This window comes from Stieleria tagensis, assembly GCF_024129865.1.
In the GTDB taxonomy this organism is placed as follows: Bacteria; Planctomycetota; Planctomycetia; order Pirellulales; family Pirellulaceae; genus Stieleria; species Stieleria tagensis.
Genome location: NZ_JAMYFE010000024.1, coordinates 18,322 through 35,422 on the forward strand (window position 1 = coordinate 18,322; position 17,101 = coordinate 35,422).

A 17,101-nucleotide genomic window follows, 5' to 3' on the forward strand; every position below is an offset into this window, starting at 1 on the left:
CGATTGAATTCCGCTGTTTCTCTAGCTCATGATCTGGTCGACGCCATCACTGGTGTTTTGGTTATGTGATCGATAGGCAGTGAGTAGGGATGTCGGATCGATGAATCGCCAGGACGGTAGGCTGGATGCCAGTACCGACAGGAATGCGCCGCCGCGAACGGCCCACGTCACGTAGCCGATTGAAAACAGTCCCAACGCAGCGCCGGCCGAGCCAATAAACATCGTCACCGGTCGCTCGATCGGTGACATGTCGGGATGATCCCACATGTCCCATAAGATGGCCTGTTTCAGATCTTGCTGAAGCAAACGTTCCAACTGCCGAAGCTCTTGAGATGAATCGGCGATTTGAATGTCTTGGTCCACCATACCGGCAAACAGCTCGTGATAGACCAGTTGCAGAAAGGCTGTGTTTTCGGATTCGATTTGATGAGCCAATTCGGAATCGCTCGATTCGTCGCCGCGCCCCTCTTGCGCCCCAGCCCCTTGCCGTGCCCCATCAAAATACTCAACCGCCTCTGATTCCTGCTGTGACTCGCGATCACCCCAGAACGGATCCCCCGACTGATCTGTGATTGCACTTCCACCTTGGCTACCACTGGCGTCGTTGCCGTCACTCCCGTAGGTGGTCGTCCCGGGATGCATGGGCTGGTACCCTAGATTACCATCAGGAAGCCCCGTTGATGGCGCGGGTTCAGTCCCACCCTGCGGCGCGCCGCCGGTATCTGCAACGTTTCCGACAACGACTTGAATGGTCACTCGGGCAACATTGCTGACAGTGATACCGTCGCTGACGCGGTATTGAAACACGTCGGTTCCATGAAATCCATTCGCCGGCGTGTACTGGAATTGCCCATTCGAAAGAAGTTGTACTGTTCCTTGGGTCGGACCGGCCACCAGAATTGTCGTCAACGAATCACCGTCCGGATCATAATCGTTGGCCATCACGCCAGGAGCGGCCGATTGAATCGACTGCGACGCATTGGTCGTCCACGAATCATTTCTAGCAACCGGCGCAGTGTTGGAACGGAACAGTTCGACATCGATCAGTTGATCAACAAACGAAGTGTCCGATGATGTGGCACGCACCACGATTTGTCGCGTCGGTGCATCCACGGACCAGTCAAACCGTCCAGATGTGGTCACGACACCCGTGATCGGGTCAATCACAAATCGACCGCCATCGTCTGTGATCAAACTGTACGAGATCACATTATTGGACACATCGTCGTCGGTGGCTTGAACCGTGATCCCAACAGCGGATCCGGTCGCCGCATCCACATCGATCTGATTCGCTGACGGATCACGATCAATCATTCGATCGGCATCGAATTCATTGACATCATGCACCGAAACCCACAGGGTTTGTGTGTCGGCAGCCAATCCATCGTCCGCCATTACGATCACATGATAGACGCCATCCCCATTCTGATCGCGTGGGTTTTCCGCGTCCGGGTTGTTGCAGAACGACAGTTGCCCCGTCATCACATCGATCGTGAACTCCGCAGCATCAGAACCACCAGAAATTGAATAGTGGATGACGTCGCCTGGCAAATCGGCATCGGTGGCTTGCACGATGGTGACCAAGGAATCGTTTTCAAATCGCGCCAGCGATGCACTGTCGCCGCCTGCATCGGTATAGATCGTCGGCGACTGATCGTTGCGAGGTTCAATCACGATTTGAAGTGTTTGCTGCGGCAATGTTGACGTCGCATCGCTGAGTTCGATCGTGATCGAATCACTAAAATGCTCGCTATCGTCATGCGAGTAGGCAACATGCCCCAATTCAAGTTGCCCTTGCGAAAACACAGTTGCAGGAATCCCATCCACCAATACTTCGCCATGACTTGGACCAGACACAACGTTGTAGATCAATTGGTTTGGATCGGTGTCGATATCGACACCCTCCAAATGCACCGCCGTCAACGTCACGGAATCGCCTTCGCCAACATCAATGATTCCAACGACCAGTGTCGGACGATCGTCTTGCGCAGTGATTGTGACGTGAAACGTCACATCGACCGAATCACCCAGCGGATCTGAAACACGCAGCGTGAGGTCGGCTTCACCATTTTGGTCCGCAGCGTACTGGATCGCTAACGTGCCGTTGGCTTGATCAATCGTGACCGAGTTGAAAAGTGTTGGATCGCTATTGTTGATCAGCGCATAGGTCAGATCAGAATCCTGATGCTCAATATCGTCGAAGGCCGCAGCAAGATCGATCAAGGTCTCTGAAGCATCTTCGAAAACGATGATGTCATCAATTCGTCCGTTCGGTGGCGTATTTAAAAACATGCCTAGCACGCCGTTTACATCGTCATACACCAGGTGTGGAATCCAACCGTTCAGATTGCCTTGCAGTTCCACGTTGTCAAACTGTCCGCTACGGTTGCCGTAGACGATAAGTGCGTCGAACAATCCGCCTCCGCTGAAACCGGAAACGTCTAGTGAGAGTGTCGCGCCGGGAGAAATCGCGAGTTCACCACTGACGCGAATCTGGTCGCGTCCGGAAGGCGACGCTGACGTGCCATCCAAAACAACAGTGGCAAACGAATCGATCTGCAAATCACCCGCGACCTGACCAAACCCTGACAATCGCCCAGATTCAATGGAGACCGTTCCGGGTGTCTCGATTCGCTGACCACTGAGAACGATTTCGCCTTGAACCAAGCGAATGTTTTGCGAGCTGCCGTTGAGCAACAAATCGTCACCCAACAACACTCGTCCCGCTGGTTTGTCGATCACCAAGTCTCCGTCGGGAAGATCATCGGCAAAGATCATTTGATCGCCGCTTCCCACCAGTTTCAACGCGGTGTTCCCCAGCACAGTTGCGTCGTAACTGATCACATCACCGGTGGTAGTGATTTGGCCACCCGCCACAGTGAAGACTTGATTGAAGACCACGTCCCCCTGGACGTTTAAAGAACCAACGATGTCTGCGTCAACAAATCCGATGAATTCAACACGACCAAAATTGAGTGTGCCCGTGTCGATCACCATGTTGATGGATGTGAATCGAGTGGTGACAGCGCTGGTGTCCAAATTCCCATCCAGGTACGTCACATTCCCGGCCAATTCCAAATCTTCCAACGCCGTTGCCGTCCCCCCTGACTTGTTGATCAGCAAATTTCGGATCATTCCCCTGCCGCCGTCGGTCGTCAGATTCTGATCACCGCTACCGCCCAATTCCAATGTTGTGGTTCCAGAGTAAACATTGTCATCTGCGACAACATCGCCCAGTGCACGAATCGTTCCACCGTTCAGCAAGGCGACGTTTGTCAATTGTGTTGTGCCGATGACATCCAATGTCCCACGGATGGTTTTGGCGCTGGTCGCATCAATTTCCAAAGACCCCAGTGGACCGATCTGATTATCGATCGTTGCCGACGAACCCGACGACAGAATCAAATCCAATCCGCTCGCGTCGACGCCGCCTCTGACGACATCGAGATTGCCGCTCATTCGAAATGAATCGGTGATCACCGCGTTCCCGTCGGACTTGTTGATCGTCAGTGAACCAATCGACCCAACTCCGCCCCCAGCAGACAACAATTGGTCAGTGTCACCGACCAATTCAAGTCGATTGGAGCCTGCCCAAGATGACACTGCGATGACGGCATCACCGGCAACCCGCACGGTGCCGTTGCTGATTGACACTGCACTGTCCAGGATGAAATCGCCAACGACGTCCAATTCGCTTGCGTTCAGATCAATGGTGCCGCCGTCGGCGATCCAGTCTCCAAGCACCGTCCAGTCTGAACCGCTAGTGACCAGTGACCCGCCGCTAAAATGCACGTCACCAACCAACATGTCGGCTTGCTGCGAGATTTCGCCAACGAATCCTGTGTCGACTCGAATCACCGAGACCGCACCATTAAATGCAGCATCGATGACGGAGTCCGTGCCACTGGTTGCATCAAACACCACCGTGTCATCTGCGCGGGGAACTCGATCCAGATCCCAGTTCAGTGGGTCTGACCAATCGTCTGAAACACCGCCACCGTCCCAGACCACGACATGAGCGACCGGCGCGACTTCAATCTCAACCGTGTGGATGGATGTGCTGGATGCATCACTGACGGACACAGTGAGCGAAGTGATCCCATTGAATCCAGGGTGTGTTAGCAGTTGCAGGCTGTTCAGCGCCTGTGTGATTTCAGCTTGCTGCCCCACCCATCGCAACGTCCCGTCTGAACCATCGTCATCAATCTGCGTCAAACCGAACGGCACGACTGCAGAGAGCGAAGCGTCGATCGCTGTTAGCTGCAGCGTGAGAGTGTCTGATTCCTCGTCAAACAGATCGAACACCCCCACCCCTGATGGACCAAACTCAATCGCAATGTCTTCGTCGGTCACCACAGCATCGGGGCCACTCAGCAACACCGGATCATCAGACAAATTCACAACGAACTCAAACGTCCCGGTGCTACCAGCACCCTGACCATCCGTGACGATAAAGTCGAACTGGTCAGTGGCAACATGGACGCCGGAATGGTTGTATTGGACCACCCCGTCGATCACGTCTTGCTGGGTAAACGATTGCCCGGCGCTCAAAGCGACTCCGTCTCGCAACAGATCACCGTGCTGAGCAGCAGTTGTCAAAATGTACTGCAGTTCGTTAGGCAATTGTTCCGGATCGGATGTCGACAGCAGGCCGTCTGAAAGTATGACCGACATCGCTTCATCGACACTGGCAGGCCCAACGCGATCCAATGTTGGCGCTTGATTGGCAACCAACAACTCGATCGCGAACGTTTGAACGGAAGGCACTCCCGACGGCGGAATTGCACTGACGGTGACCGTGGGTGCGACGGGATGGGTAGGATCAAACTGCGACCGGTCAGCGACAGTGATCTGCCCCGTGTCAGGGTCGATTGCGAATGCGCCGGGCAAGGACTGGGATTCAATCGAGTACTCGATCGGAGCGACTTGGTCCAACACGTCGTCCGCATCCCATTGAATGATTAGCCCCGCAACCGCGGTGCCGTCGATATCGTCCCAGGAACCGTCGGACTGATGGAGCAACACGTGATCTTGCCCCAGAAAATCGTCAGGTTGTCCCGGATCAAAATTTGCATAACTGCCGTTCGCTGCGTTGCCAGCGGGGCCACCCAACCAGACGGGAGCAACTTCAGTTCCGTTTTCAGTCCAATAGAAATCACCTTCATGCCCACGGTCTGTCGCCGACAGCCAGACGTCTTGCCCTGAAGCGATGGCGATTTGTTGCACCAGTTGATTTTCGCCTTCACTGTGGATGCTTAGCAATTGCCCTGTGAGCCCCAACAGTTCGCTTGATTGAGCCAACGAAAGCGAATCGTCCCATGTCAAATCAGTGCCGACTAATTTGTAGAACTTGTCATTGGACGCCGAATAAAACAGACCGGGATCGTCAGCCAACAAAACCTCCAACACGGCTTGCCGACCGGGATCCTGGGCTTGAACTTGCCCAACAATGGTACCATTGCGACTGCTCGTATCCACCGCCAACGTCAACGGGGTGTCATTGGATTCGAACACACCGCCGGCTATGGTTGCCGGCCGCAGGTGCAGTTGGCCAACTGAATCGGCAAGCACGCCATCGACCACGCCCTCTCTGAAATCCCACTGCGCGATCAACCCAGGTTCGCGATTGGAAACACCGCCAGCATAGTTTGCAGTGATTTCAGTCGGACTGCGAATGTCGTCAAACAATCGAGCGCCGTACAGCACGCCGCGAAAGTTCTGGTCTGGATCATAGTCGGCGTCTTCCGCATCTTGTTCTTGTCCAAATACAAACCGACCGTTGGTTCGCACCTGCTGTCCGATCTGATATCCGGTTCCCTGATCGACGCTTTGGCCATCAACGAAGATCTGCCACGAACCAAATTGATTTTCCCAAGTCACGCTGACCGTATGGTCCTGGCCATCGGTCAACAATGCAACATAGTCGATCGCGGACGAATTCAGTGGATCGCCAGCGGCAATGTCGAGCTCAAATTGGTGACCGGATTGAACCAGTTGAAACGAGAGTTCATCTTCATTGCCGACGTTGTAGGACAAGAAAACCTGCTCTCCATCGAAAGCGTCAGCATTGAATCGTAATTCATAGGTGAACTGATCCAGGTGTGCATCCAGCCCACCATCAGAAATCAGATAGGTATCATTCCCGGTTTGATTGATCGACAACCCCGCCGCCCCGGACTGGGTGACCACAATTGTGTCCGGCACGCTATCAAGGGTGTCCAGCCAGGTTCGTTGGACGACCTGTCCAAAGGCGACGTCAGTTTCAATCTGACCGAATTGAAATTCCAGATCCCAATCACCGCCCAAGCGAAAATGTCCCGTCGGGTCGTCGCTTGCGCTCACATCGCAGTCACACAACGCCGCGATGGATTCGATCAGATCTCGCCCTGCCTGGGTCGCTGCCAGATCACAACCATAGATCAGCACGTCAGCGCCGTCATCCATTGCGTTGCGCCAGGAAGCGATGTCACCGGCGTATCCCGAAAGAGTTTCATTTCCCAGAGTGCTGGTTCCCAGCTGCAGACCAGCTGAATCACTATGGCCGAGCAGATGGATCGCATCGACCCCGCTTAACTGTTGAAGTGAGTCCGTGATCTGTTTGACTCCGTCGCTGTCCGCAGCGATTTCGATGACGACCCATTCGATCCGGCCTGGATCTTGTTCCCGCAGGCCACCGACCAGTGTCTCATAGTCACGGACGTTTTGATCGACGAACACCACTTCCCGGCGAAGTGCCTCACGTTCCTGATTGCCCCAATCCTGGGCGGCAAGATCCGCGTCGTGATCCGAGAAATTTGAATCTGGCGTGGTCGGGAACATCGCTTCGGCGGCAGCCTGATCGACCAACGCATCGAGCATCTCGGCATCGGAATTGGGCAACAACACGTCGCCATCCGGACCATCCGCGCTCAACAATACTCGGTCTTCGAGTTGCAAGAAATCAAAGACGCGTGCGCCAGAAGTTGCTGCCACGGCTAGTGTTCCAAGGATTTGTGTGGGGCGAGTGGGTTCCATTGAAAAGTTAGCTCGCCACAGCTTTAGCCCGATGACAAATCCTTGGGAAAACAATCTGAAAGCAGGCCCGAGAACCCGTCTATCCCGGACCATCGCACCTGTGGGGGGAGGAACTCTAACAAGATCCGCTACCGCAGAGACGTCGTAGGCGCGGATCATGACTCCAACGAGCAATGATCTGCCGAGCATCCTGACTGACGACCAGGACGGCGATCACACTGACGATGGCAACCCATGGGCCGGCGACCAAACAAGCGGGCCAAAGCGTGATGAAACAGGTGGATTGATCCAATCGAAAGCCGCATGCCCACAGCGCGACCCAAATGCCCAACAGCACAATTCCATGAGAGCACAAGGTTGCAACCACCGCACCATGCAATCCCCAACGAGGCAACAGGAACGCGTTGAGAGCGAGGTTTGCCGCCAGTCCGATTGCCAGCGCCAGCCCAGCCCATTTGCCTTGCTCGGTCACCCACAAATAGTTTTGCGCGATCGTCGCCAGTGCCGCCCAAATACAAAATGTGAATGCCATGGGCATCAACGTCAAACCGGCTTGATAACGATCTTGTAGCAATGTCGTAAACAACGTCGGTGCGATCCAAAGTGCCACTGCAGCGCCCAGGGTAAATAGTGCGCTGATGGCAAACAAGGTTTCTCGCAGCCGCGTTCGCACGGCTTGTTTTTGCCCTGCTTCCCAATCAGCAGCCAAATACGGTAACAGCACACCGCTGATCATTGTCGCCAAACTCATCAACAGCACCGGGATGATTCGGCCGCTGTGGTATTGGCCCACTGCGGCCTGACCGATGCTTTCGCCACCAGCGGTTAAATGCAAAATCATATAGCGGTCGGACAATTCAAATAGATTTGCCAGCAGGTTCATTACCCACAGCGCCCCCGCATACGGCAAAATCCGTCGCCACATTTTCGAGGTGTTCAGCGGCGAACCACTGACCGGTAACCCCCGCCAGCCTCGTGCCAATGTGATCATCCCTGGAATAATCGCCAGCAAGGTTGCGACGGCAAACACCAACACCAAACCGGTCAGTCCACCACCGATGCTTAGCCAAGTCACTCCCAATAGCGTGAAACCCACACTCTGGATGAACTGCATCGACGACACGATGCGCACCTGGCGGAGTGCCGAAACCAATTCGTTGACAAAGTAGTAGACAATGATGGACAAGACGCCGATGCCGACCGCATGAACCAATGCCCGATTCTGGGGCTGCAGAAAAATCAGCCAGCCGAACCAATCCGGTGCCCCAAACAGCGCCGCTAGAAAGACCAAGGCGCAGACAATGGTTCCGATTGCCAATCGCCTAACGAATGCGTTCAAGTGTCCGCGACTGCGATAGTGTTCGACAAACCGTGGCAACGATCCCGGCATGCCCATCAGCATGATCGGAGTGATCATGGTGATAAACCCGAATGCCATCGCCCACTGACCGACCGAGGCATCATCCATCAACCGGCAAAACAAAATCCCGCGAAAAAAACCAAAAGCACGCTGAACCACCGTCATCGCCAACATCACCAGCATGCCTGTTGCCAACGAATCGGCGACAAAACTTTGGGGATTGGTTTCAGTGTTTGAAGGTTTGCGTGGCACAACAATCGGTCTACAGCGGATCAAGAAACTCCTCGTAGAACCATGGCTCGCCGCAGCGACGAACGAGCCGTTGAAGGATCACTGCAGACCCAAATCAGCCCAGCCGAATCGGCGTCCTCCGAATAGAACGGCTGTAGCGTTTATCCGGATCTGTCGAAGACGAGTGCAGGACGGATGGCACCGGACTCGCTATCGCTTGACGGCGCTGATGAATCCGCGGTCGGCGACGGTGTCGACGTAGGGTCCAACATCAAACCCAAATTCTTCCAGAATGCTGCCGTATTCCGCTGCGCTATAACATTTACCTTGTGTGATATTGACCAACAGCACTGAATATTCGGCCACCGGCAATGGACCTGTTTTGTCGTCGTTCAAAAAGGTTTCGTGAATGATCACTCGACCACCCGAAGGCAGTGTTTCAGCGGTCTTGGAAATCAATTCACGGACTTGGGGAAAATCCCAATCATGCAAAACATTGGACAACAGCACACAATCGACATCGCTGGGCCAGGGATCACTGAACATGTTTCCCGTCACGACCTTGATCCGATCAGCCAATTCATGGCGTTCAATCTCGGCAAGCGTCAGCCGATCGACGGGAGCCTGTTCGAAAACGGTGGCTCGCATGCCAGGGTGCTTGGAAACCATCGTCGACGAATAGATGCCGGATCCGCCACCAACATCCAACAAATGCTGGCACGATTCAATCAATGGCGCGGCCGCATCAGCCAACACTTGCCCCATCGCGGTGCCACGACAATTCATCAAATCCGTGAATCCTTTGGCAAACGATTCGTCCATCATTGATTGATGCCAATCGTTGCCGTCGTCTTTGGCCTGCCAGTTGGCCGGTCGATCATGCTGCAACACTTGCAGACAACCCTCGGCAATCGGCGAATCCAAGATCGGTGCGTAGTAAGGTCCCAGGAACCAAGGCGACGAATCAACCAGGTGTTCACGTCCCATCGCGGTCAACTGGTGCACCCCGCTTGCCGCGTCCGATTCGATCAATCCACTAGCGCGGCAGAGTGTTAACAACACGTCCAAGGGGCGCGCCGCCAATTTAAATTCGGATTGAATCTGGTCCGTTGTCGCGCCATCACAATCGTCCAACCAAGTGAACAAGTTGAGTTTGCCGATCGCCACGCCCAACATATCTGCGGCATATTGACGATCTCGAAAACGCAACAATTGGGCAGGGTCGGTGGTCGGATTCCGAGTTAAATCAAAAGCCATGAATCAAACGATGCCAAGGGAAAAAGAATCACTTCAATGAACAGACAATGGAGGCGTTAACGCACCACTAATTTTTGATCAGTTGATCAACGATCGATTCCAATTGACGACCGGTGAAATCCAACGCTTCGACATAACCCTGTTGATTGAAAACCGCAACAAAGGGCAACGATACCAATCCGAATCTTGCGGCGACCGGATTGGCAACGCTCTGGGTTGCGGAAGACAGACTGCGGAAACTTGGAAACCCGAGTTCTTGTTGGGCTAAAGACTCTCGCAGCGGAGCTTCTTCGGGATCCAGATTCATCCCCACAATCACGACCTCGTCGGGATGGCGTTGCTGAATCTCTTTTAGCATGGGGACGACTTGCAGCGAGTACGGAAAACTGATCGCCCAGAATGGCATCAAGACAATTTTGCCTTGATACTCACTGGCATTGACTCCCTTTCCATCGACCGAAGGCAAGCGATCGAAATCGAATCGGGTGCCGATCACCTGCTGGCGTGTTTTCCGTGCCTTGTCAGCGGTTTGGACTTCTTCGGTCGTTGGTTCCTCTGGATCGGTGAACTGTTCCTGTAGCAATGAAAATGTTGCTTCCACAAACGGATCACGATCGGCTGCTTCCAATTGCAATGCTGCGCTGGCCAAATACTGAACCGTTTCCATGTCGGGTGCCTGCGAGATCAGTTCACGCACGACATCGGACCATTGATCCACGGTGACATTTTCATCACCCAGAATCTGCAACAACAATCGGTCCGCTGATTCAAACTTGGTCGTTCCCGCAGCGTCCGTCGCCACTTTTGCGATCAACTTGTCCGACGACTCACCGTAGAGAGACAGGATTCGCTCGCGTATTTTGGCGGCGTGGTCGAGTTGTCCATAGCGAGCGAGCATTTGGCGAGCCCGACCCATCACCAGAATCGAGGGGATGTCCGATGAGGGATGCGGATGAACGCCCTCAACCAGCGTGACAATTTTGTCCGCGGCGTCCGGTTTACCGGCTTGCAAATCGTCGACCGCAAAACCGATTAACACGATTCGACTGTCACTGGCAATTGTCGCTTCGGGCGACTCCAGGTTGGTTTCTGCCAGCGTCTCCAATTCGTCGGCTGCGGTGACATCTCCCATCGCGGCGAGATGGGAGAGGGCCTGTAGCTGTCCGCGTCGACCGGCGATCCGCTGCGCCTCGCTGGCGTCCGAGTGATCGATCAGCTTTTGCGCTGCTTCGAGCTTCTTTTTGGCGATGACCTTCATCATCTTGCTGGCTTCCAACTGATCCGCCATTTTGGTCTGGGTCAGTTGCATGTCATGGTCAGCTCCTTCAAGAAACCCGGCCAATTCGTTTGGCGTTAGGTCATCGCGAAACGAACGTTGTTCGGCGCGCGATGCCATCGAACCATCACTCGGTTCACGGGGTTGGTCCAAGACGCCCGGCGGCGCGGGAGTTTGTTCAGCCAAGGGAAATCCAGTGGGACGGTCCGCTGCCGAATTTGCTGCGTCGGAACCTGCCGGGGGAGCGTTTGGTGGCGCTGGCGCCATCGATCCGCTGTTCTGCAGTGACCGTTGGCTCGCGGCTCCGTCGGCTCGATTGGCCGAATCTGGCAACGGCACTTTTGACGACGTGAAGGAATCGGCCCCCACGTCTGGTTCGACTCCTTTGGCCATTAGATCGGCCGCACTGTCAATTCCAGGCGTGGACGGATCGTCGGACGATTGGTTGTCCGATTCCGCGGACTGTTTGCCCGACGAGCATCCCGGCAGTAGAGAGATGCCGGTCAGGAGGACCAATGAGAGCAGAGAATGGAAAACCGCCCCGTGAACATTGCAGTTGGGCATTGAATCAGCATGGGAATGCGAATGAGAAAACCGTTCCCGATCAACTATATCGCATACGATTGTTTTCGACCGCCCCAGATCCTAGTGGGAATCCAGCAAGCGGAGCAATTCGTCGATCGCCAACTGCAGATCATCGTCTTTGTCATCGCGATTGATTTCACGCAACCAGTCCGTGACTTCATCGGCTTGTTGGCTGGGTAAACGCTCGGAATCGCCATTGGCGGTGTCCTGGTCGGCGGCACCGGCTTCCAACGGTGCGTCGTTGATCGGCCCGGTGGGATTCTGCGCCAGGGGTGCGGCTGCTGCCGGCGGCGCGATGCCATGACTGCGGATCGCACCACGAACCGCGTGCGAATCGACGCCATCGGCCGGCTGGTTCGAATCGGCTGGCTCATTGGAATCGGCGTTGTTTTCGGCATCATGGTTGCCGACCGCACCGCCATTATTCTGCAACGTGTTTAGAAAGTTGATGACCAACAACGCGTCGAGCGCGCTAACTTGGCCGTCACCGTTGACATCGTATCCATAGCCCGTATCGCCGGGGCCGACGGGACCGGGGCCGTACAGGTTCAGATAGTTAATAATGGCCAACGCATCGAGCGGTGTGACATTCCCGTTGCCGTCGACATCGTATGGATTATCGTCGTTATGGAACGGGCTTTCGTTCTCCAAAACTTCGATCACAAAGGTCTCCGAGAGCGCTGCAAAGATGCCGCTGCTATCCTGGGCGGTGATCGTCAATTCGATCTGCTCGGCATCCGATCGCAGCACCATCTGCCCGTCGAGCAACTTGAGCAGCGATCCATCGATTTCGAAACGCGGATCGTCGACGCTCAGGTGGTAACTATCCGCTGCGACAACGCCATCGAGTTGTACGTCGCCGACCGACGCCCCTGATTCCCACTCCATCACGGTTTCGTTGGACAACGTGATTTCGCCGACTTGTTCGGGAACATCCATCACGGGGATTCGCACTTCGGTCGACTTGCTGCTACCGGCACCATCATCGGCCGTCACGTTCAGCACGATCAACGTCTCGGCTTCATAGTCGATCGCGATGTCTTCCTTCAGACGCAGCTTGTTTCCCTCGGTCTGGAAACGATTGTCGTCAACAGAAAACGTCACGACTTGGTCAAAGTCTTCGTCAAATGCATCCAGCGTGGCGACGTAGGCTCCAAAATCGTTTTCGAACAGTTCCCGCTGAACCGCCCACAGTTCTGTCACCGGATCGTTTTCGTCTTCGATGTAGACCACCACGTCCGAGCCAAAGTATTCATTGGCATCGCGATCAAAACCGCTGATCTCAAGCAATATTTCCGGTTCGTATTCAAAATTCAGACCGCCGTTGACCAATACCAGCGTCTGATCTTCGATACGGAATCGCGAATCCGAAACGCTTAGTTCGTATACGTCGCCCACATCTGGGTCTTCGATTTCCAGTGCACCGACTCGGTAGCGTCCCTCGGTGTGCTCGGGAATTCCCGCCCCAGCCAAGCGAACGGCGCGGGGAATGTCCGGTCGAGAAGCGACTTCGACCGAAACCGTGATCGGATCGGAAACCGATTGCCCGTCATGGAATTGGATAGAAAACGAATCCGAACCATTAAAATCTTGATCGGGAACGTAATTCAGCTCTCCATCGCTGCCGACACTGGCTTTGCCATGTTCTGGCGATTGGACAATCAAGGAAATCAAGCGATCTTGATCCGAATCGACCACCCAATCAGCCATTTCAGAAGCGCTGATCGAGAGCTGTTTGTCTTCGATGGCATCAAGTGACAACGAATCCACGGCAACGGGCGATTGATTTTCAGCGGGCCGCAATGCGCCAAATTCGATGTTCATGATGTCGTCGTCACGCTGGACCACGACCCGATGCTCGGTGGGTTGGTCCAAACGGATCGTCGCAACCCCCGTTTCACCCAACAAAAACAGGGGACTGAGTGAGTCGCCAACAATCATCGCCTGCGGAGCCCCCAGGCCGGTCGTTGGCAGTGCTTGAGTCACCAGGCGTTTCCCGTCGCGAACATCCAATAACGAGAACACGGTTTCCGAATCGATCGTGGATACCGAAGCCAGCGCGTCGAAGCCAGGGATCAATGCCAGCGGTCCCGGCATTGGCGCGAACTGATGCAGTTCCGCAAAGTTTGCGTCAACGTCCAACACGCCAATGTTGCCGTGGGCATAACGAACCGCCAACAACCCGGCGGCGTCGTCAAAACTGACCAACTCGGTCGCGCCGACGAGAACCGTTTCGCTACCGGCGACCCAACCAGCCGCGCGATTGCTCCAGATCGACGCTTTCAGCGAAGGCACATCTTGAGAATCAAACTGCGTTGCGCCGTTTGTTGTCGCGACCGGCCAAGCCAGAATAGATCGGCTGCCGAAATCTGACTCCGCCGTCAAATCGATCGCAGTCGATGTGGTCACCAATTGCGCACCCAGCGGCACACTAAATGGGGTCTCCTCGATTTCAATCGCAGGCGACGCTTCTGCCGAAGCATCCGTGTCGGCACCAATACGAATCGCATGGATCAAGCTTTCGTCTTCACCGGCGGCTAACAGCAGTCCCAGCCCATCGGTCCCCACAGCAGCCGAAACTTGGCCGCTGGCCGCGAAGACCTGTTGTGTCTGTCCATCACCCGAGGGAACCCACCACAATCCGGATTGCGACGCCCCGTCCAAATCGGTCGAACCAGCCACCAGCGACACCGGGAGCGAGCTGACCTGCCCCGCGCCGACTGTGGTTACCAATTCCGACGGCACAAAATTCAGTGGGAATTCGCTGGTTCGCGTCCCTGTGGTCTGAATCTGCAGTAATGCTCCGTCGGCCAGCACCTGCAATTGATCACCGCTGTGGAATCCACCGATCGATTGCTCGAATGATGCCGGCAGTGACTTTTGCGACACACCGGCAGGAAAAGTCTGACGCTGGGCGGCGGAACCGCTAAACAAGCGAACGGGATAGGTTCCTTTGTCCAGACCTTCAAATCGGAACTGGCCATCAGCGTCTGTGAGAGCGAATCGTTCGTCCGCATCGAGCGTGGCATTTTCGTTGGCATCGATATATGCCAATCGAGACCCCAATCCGACCTCCGAGGCTTCGGCGCGTAGCGAGCCATCGACGTCGTTGAACACCGCACCGGTGATCACCGCCAACACTCGCCGCTGCCCCAAACGCTCAAAAACCAATCGACGGCGACGACGACCGCGTTTCGCGGATTTCTTCGACGCAGAACCGGCCGAGTCTCCAGCATCGATCGGCCGCGGGCTGGCCGCAGGGTTATTGGTCGTCATTCGCCGGCGTGATCCCATTTCGTTCCGGTCTGTCCCTATGTAGTTGAAATTGAGCGACACCTCGCTCGTCTGGATTCCAAGATTCTCTGCTGGAAAGTTAGATCTCAACTCTGACTAAGACCACACAATCCCGACTAAGTTCCCTAACAGAGGGTGTTTTTTTGCACATCGGCAAACTTTTTCGGGTCTGATCATTGTTGCGCTGATCTTTGTTGCACAGTGAGCATCCGTTCCGGCCAGCGTCTATGATAAGCTGACGAGGGAACGTTGCGGACGTGAAATCGCCCATTCCGGGCCACAATGGAGTGATATTTAACGCGAAAATCACCTCCACGGACCGAAGCAATTTGTAGATCGCTTTTTTTTGCTATCGCGATTCCATTCGAGCCATCAAATGATCTCTTACATTCTGAACGCCCCTGTCTGTCGGGTGTACCTGCCCAGTTGCTGCCGGCCCAATCATCGCCAGCGAACATCATCACCCGCTGTTAGCAGGGTGTTTGCCAAACTTCGCGTCACCGCTCCCGTGGCGTTTGTCGCTCTGGCTATTCTGGCGATGGGGCCCCCCCCCGCAGCGTTTGCCCAGAACGAATACGATGACCAGTCCGGCAGCAGCTACGACGAAAGCTACGACCAACAAATGTATGACATGGGCTCCGACGGCGGTTCGTCCAGACGTTCGATGGGCCGTGGCAGTTCGCCCCAGGATCTGATGGCCGAGCGATTGTCTGAAGCGCTGACATCGGTTTACACGTCGGCCAATTTGGGCGGTTTGACGGATCCCGACGCCGCACCGCCGATCCAAGAGGGCCCGGTGCTGTTGAACGAATCCGTCGTTGCCTACACCCACGGCGACTATCCGCTGGCGCTGCGTCTGTTTTTTGGACACATCGTGGCCGAGTACGAATCCGCCCAACCGCAAATCAATTTGGTCCAGTACAGCGGGTTGATGAAACGCCCCGCTTGGCAATTGCAGTGGGGTATCTCGTTTGCAGTTCGTGGTGAAGCCACCGACCCCCAACCGATCAAAGACACCCCGCAGTCAAACCGCGGCGGTTTTGGCCAGGGTGGATACGGTGAAGACGAAATGGCCATGCGAATGGACATGGAAATGCAGGGCGACCAAGGTGGCATGACGGAAGACTATGACCAGAGCGCCATGGAGGAACAGATGCAGATGGAGATGGAAATGCAGATGCAACAAATGGCAATGGGGATGAGCGGCGGACGGATGCCCAACAGCTCTGCCCCCAAACCACCACCAACGCCAGGTGCACGGCTAGCCGAACTGGATCGCAGCATGTTGTCTGAAGAAGCCGAAACCGAACTCTCGGAATCTCTCGGGTTAGTGACCACGATGCTGGGGGAGGAATTTGACAAACGTTACGCCGAAGGCCGCTTCGGCCGTGCCTTGAACGGTGTCACACCCGATTCCGGTTCACCCGAAACAGTGTCCAATGCGTTCGCGGACCTGCTATCCAGCTCGGCCAACACCCAACCACTATGGCACCCTGGAATTGCGTTTGTCGGCAAAGGCGACGCGGATGATATGATCGCAAACGCTCGAAAATCGGGCTTGGATCTGCTGATTCACATCGACGTGTTGCTGAAACCGCTCCGCGGCGAATTTGTTCAGAACATCTGCCGCTGTCGATTGCTTCACGTCCCAACCGGAAAATCTCTGGGCGTGTCCAAACCGATCGACTCCCTCGAAGCCGCTCAAAAGGCCCACGCCAAAGGAACCGCTTCTCGGGACTACGTCGCTGAGCAGCTTTCGAATTTCTTGGCGATCATCGACCGCTCAGCCGTCACCACCGACTTGCCGACATTGACTCCCGAAGTCGCGTCGCGCCGAATCGGATCCATCTTGGCCAGTGGCGGTGGCCGCAATCTTCGCACGCTGGCCGAAGTCCGCTTGTTTCAATCGCAACAGTTGCTGAGCGACGAAGAAGTGATCAAAGCGTTCGACATTGTCGGCGGCGACGAGGCATTGCAAATGATGTACGCATCCGAAGAAGAACGTCTACGCATTGTCCACAAATGGGCTGCCGGCGATGCCAGCGAGCCCGATGGCATCTCGCCCCAATAGTGTTTGACCCGAG

6 protein-coding genes are annotated in these 17,101 nt (G+C 55.2%); 1 reads left to right on the forward strand and 5 read right to left on the reverse strand.

Features of this window, described 5'->3' with window-relative positions; translation table 11 throughout:
• Nucleotides 1-21: 21 nt before the first annotated feature.
• From NHH03_RS04300 to NHH03_RS04320, 5 genes are all read right to left on the reverse strand, one after another.
• The gene (locus tag NHH03_RS04300) at nt 22-6,972 is read right to left on the reverse strand and encodes a DUF4347 domain-containing protein (RefSeq protein ID WP_253154515.1); all 6,951 of its coding nucleotides are present in this window, start codon (nt 6,970-6,972) and stop codon (nt 22-24) included.
• Between the two features lie 157 nt (nt 6,973-7,129).
• Nucleotides 7,130-8,626, reverse strand: coding sequence for a lipopolysaccharide biosynthesis protein (locus tag NHH03_RS04305; protein WP_253154516.1), 1,497 nt, complete (start codon nt 8,624-8,626; stop codon nt 7,130-7,132).
• 189 nt (nt 8,627-8,815) lie between these two features.
• Nucleotides 8,816-9,862: a methyltransferase gene (locus NHH03_RS04310; protein ID WP_253154517.1), complete on the reverse strand. Its 1,047-nt coding sequence runs from the start codon at nt 9,860-9,862 to the stop codon at nt 8,816-8,818.
• A 67-nt stretch (nt 9,863-9,929) separates the two neighbouring features.
• Nucleotides 9,930-11,702 (reverse strand): TlpA family protein disulfide reductase, encoded by a 1,773-nt coding sequence (locus NHH03_RS04315; RefSeq protein WP_253154518.1) that lies wholly within the window; start codon nt 11,700-11,702, stop codon nt 9,930-9,932.
• Nucleotides 11,703-11,783: 81 nt separating this feature from the next.
• Complete coding sequence (locus NHH03_RS04320) at nt 11,784-14,999, reverse strand: dockerin type I domain-containing protein (RefSeq protein ID WP_253154519.1); 3,216 nt, start codon at nt 14,997-14,999, stop codon at nt 11,784-11,786.
• A gap of 394 nt (nt 15,000-15,393) precedes the next feature.
• On the opposite strand from NHH03_RS04320, the gene NHH03_RS04325 reads away from it, so the two are divergent.
• Nucleotides 15,394-17,088 (forward strand): hypothetical protein, encoded by a 1,695-nt coding sequence (locus tag NHH03_RS04325; RefSeq protein WP_253154520.1) that lies wholly within the window; start codon nt 15,394-15,396, stop codon nt 17,086-17,088.
• The last annotated feature ends 13 nt before the right edge of the window (nt 17,089-17,101 follow it).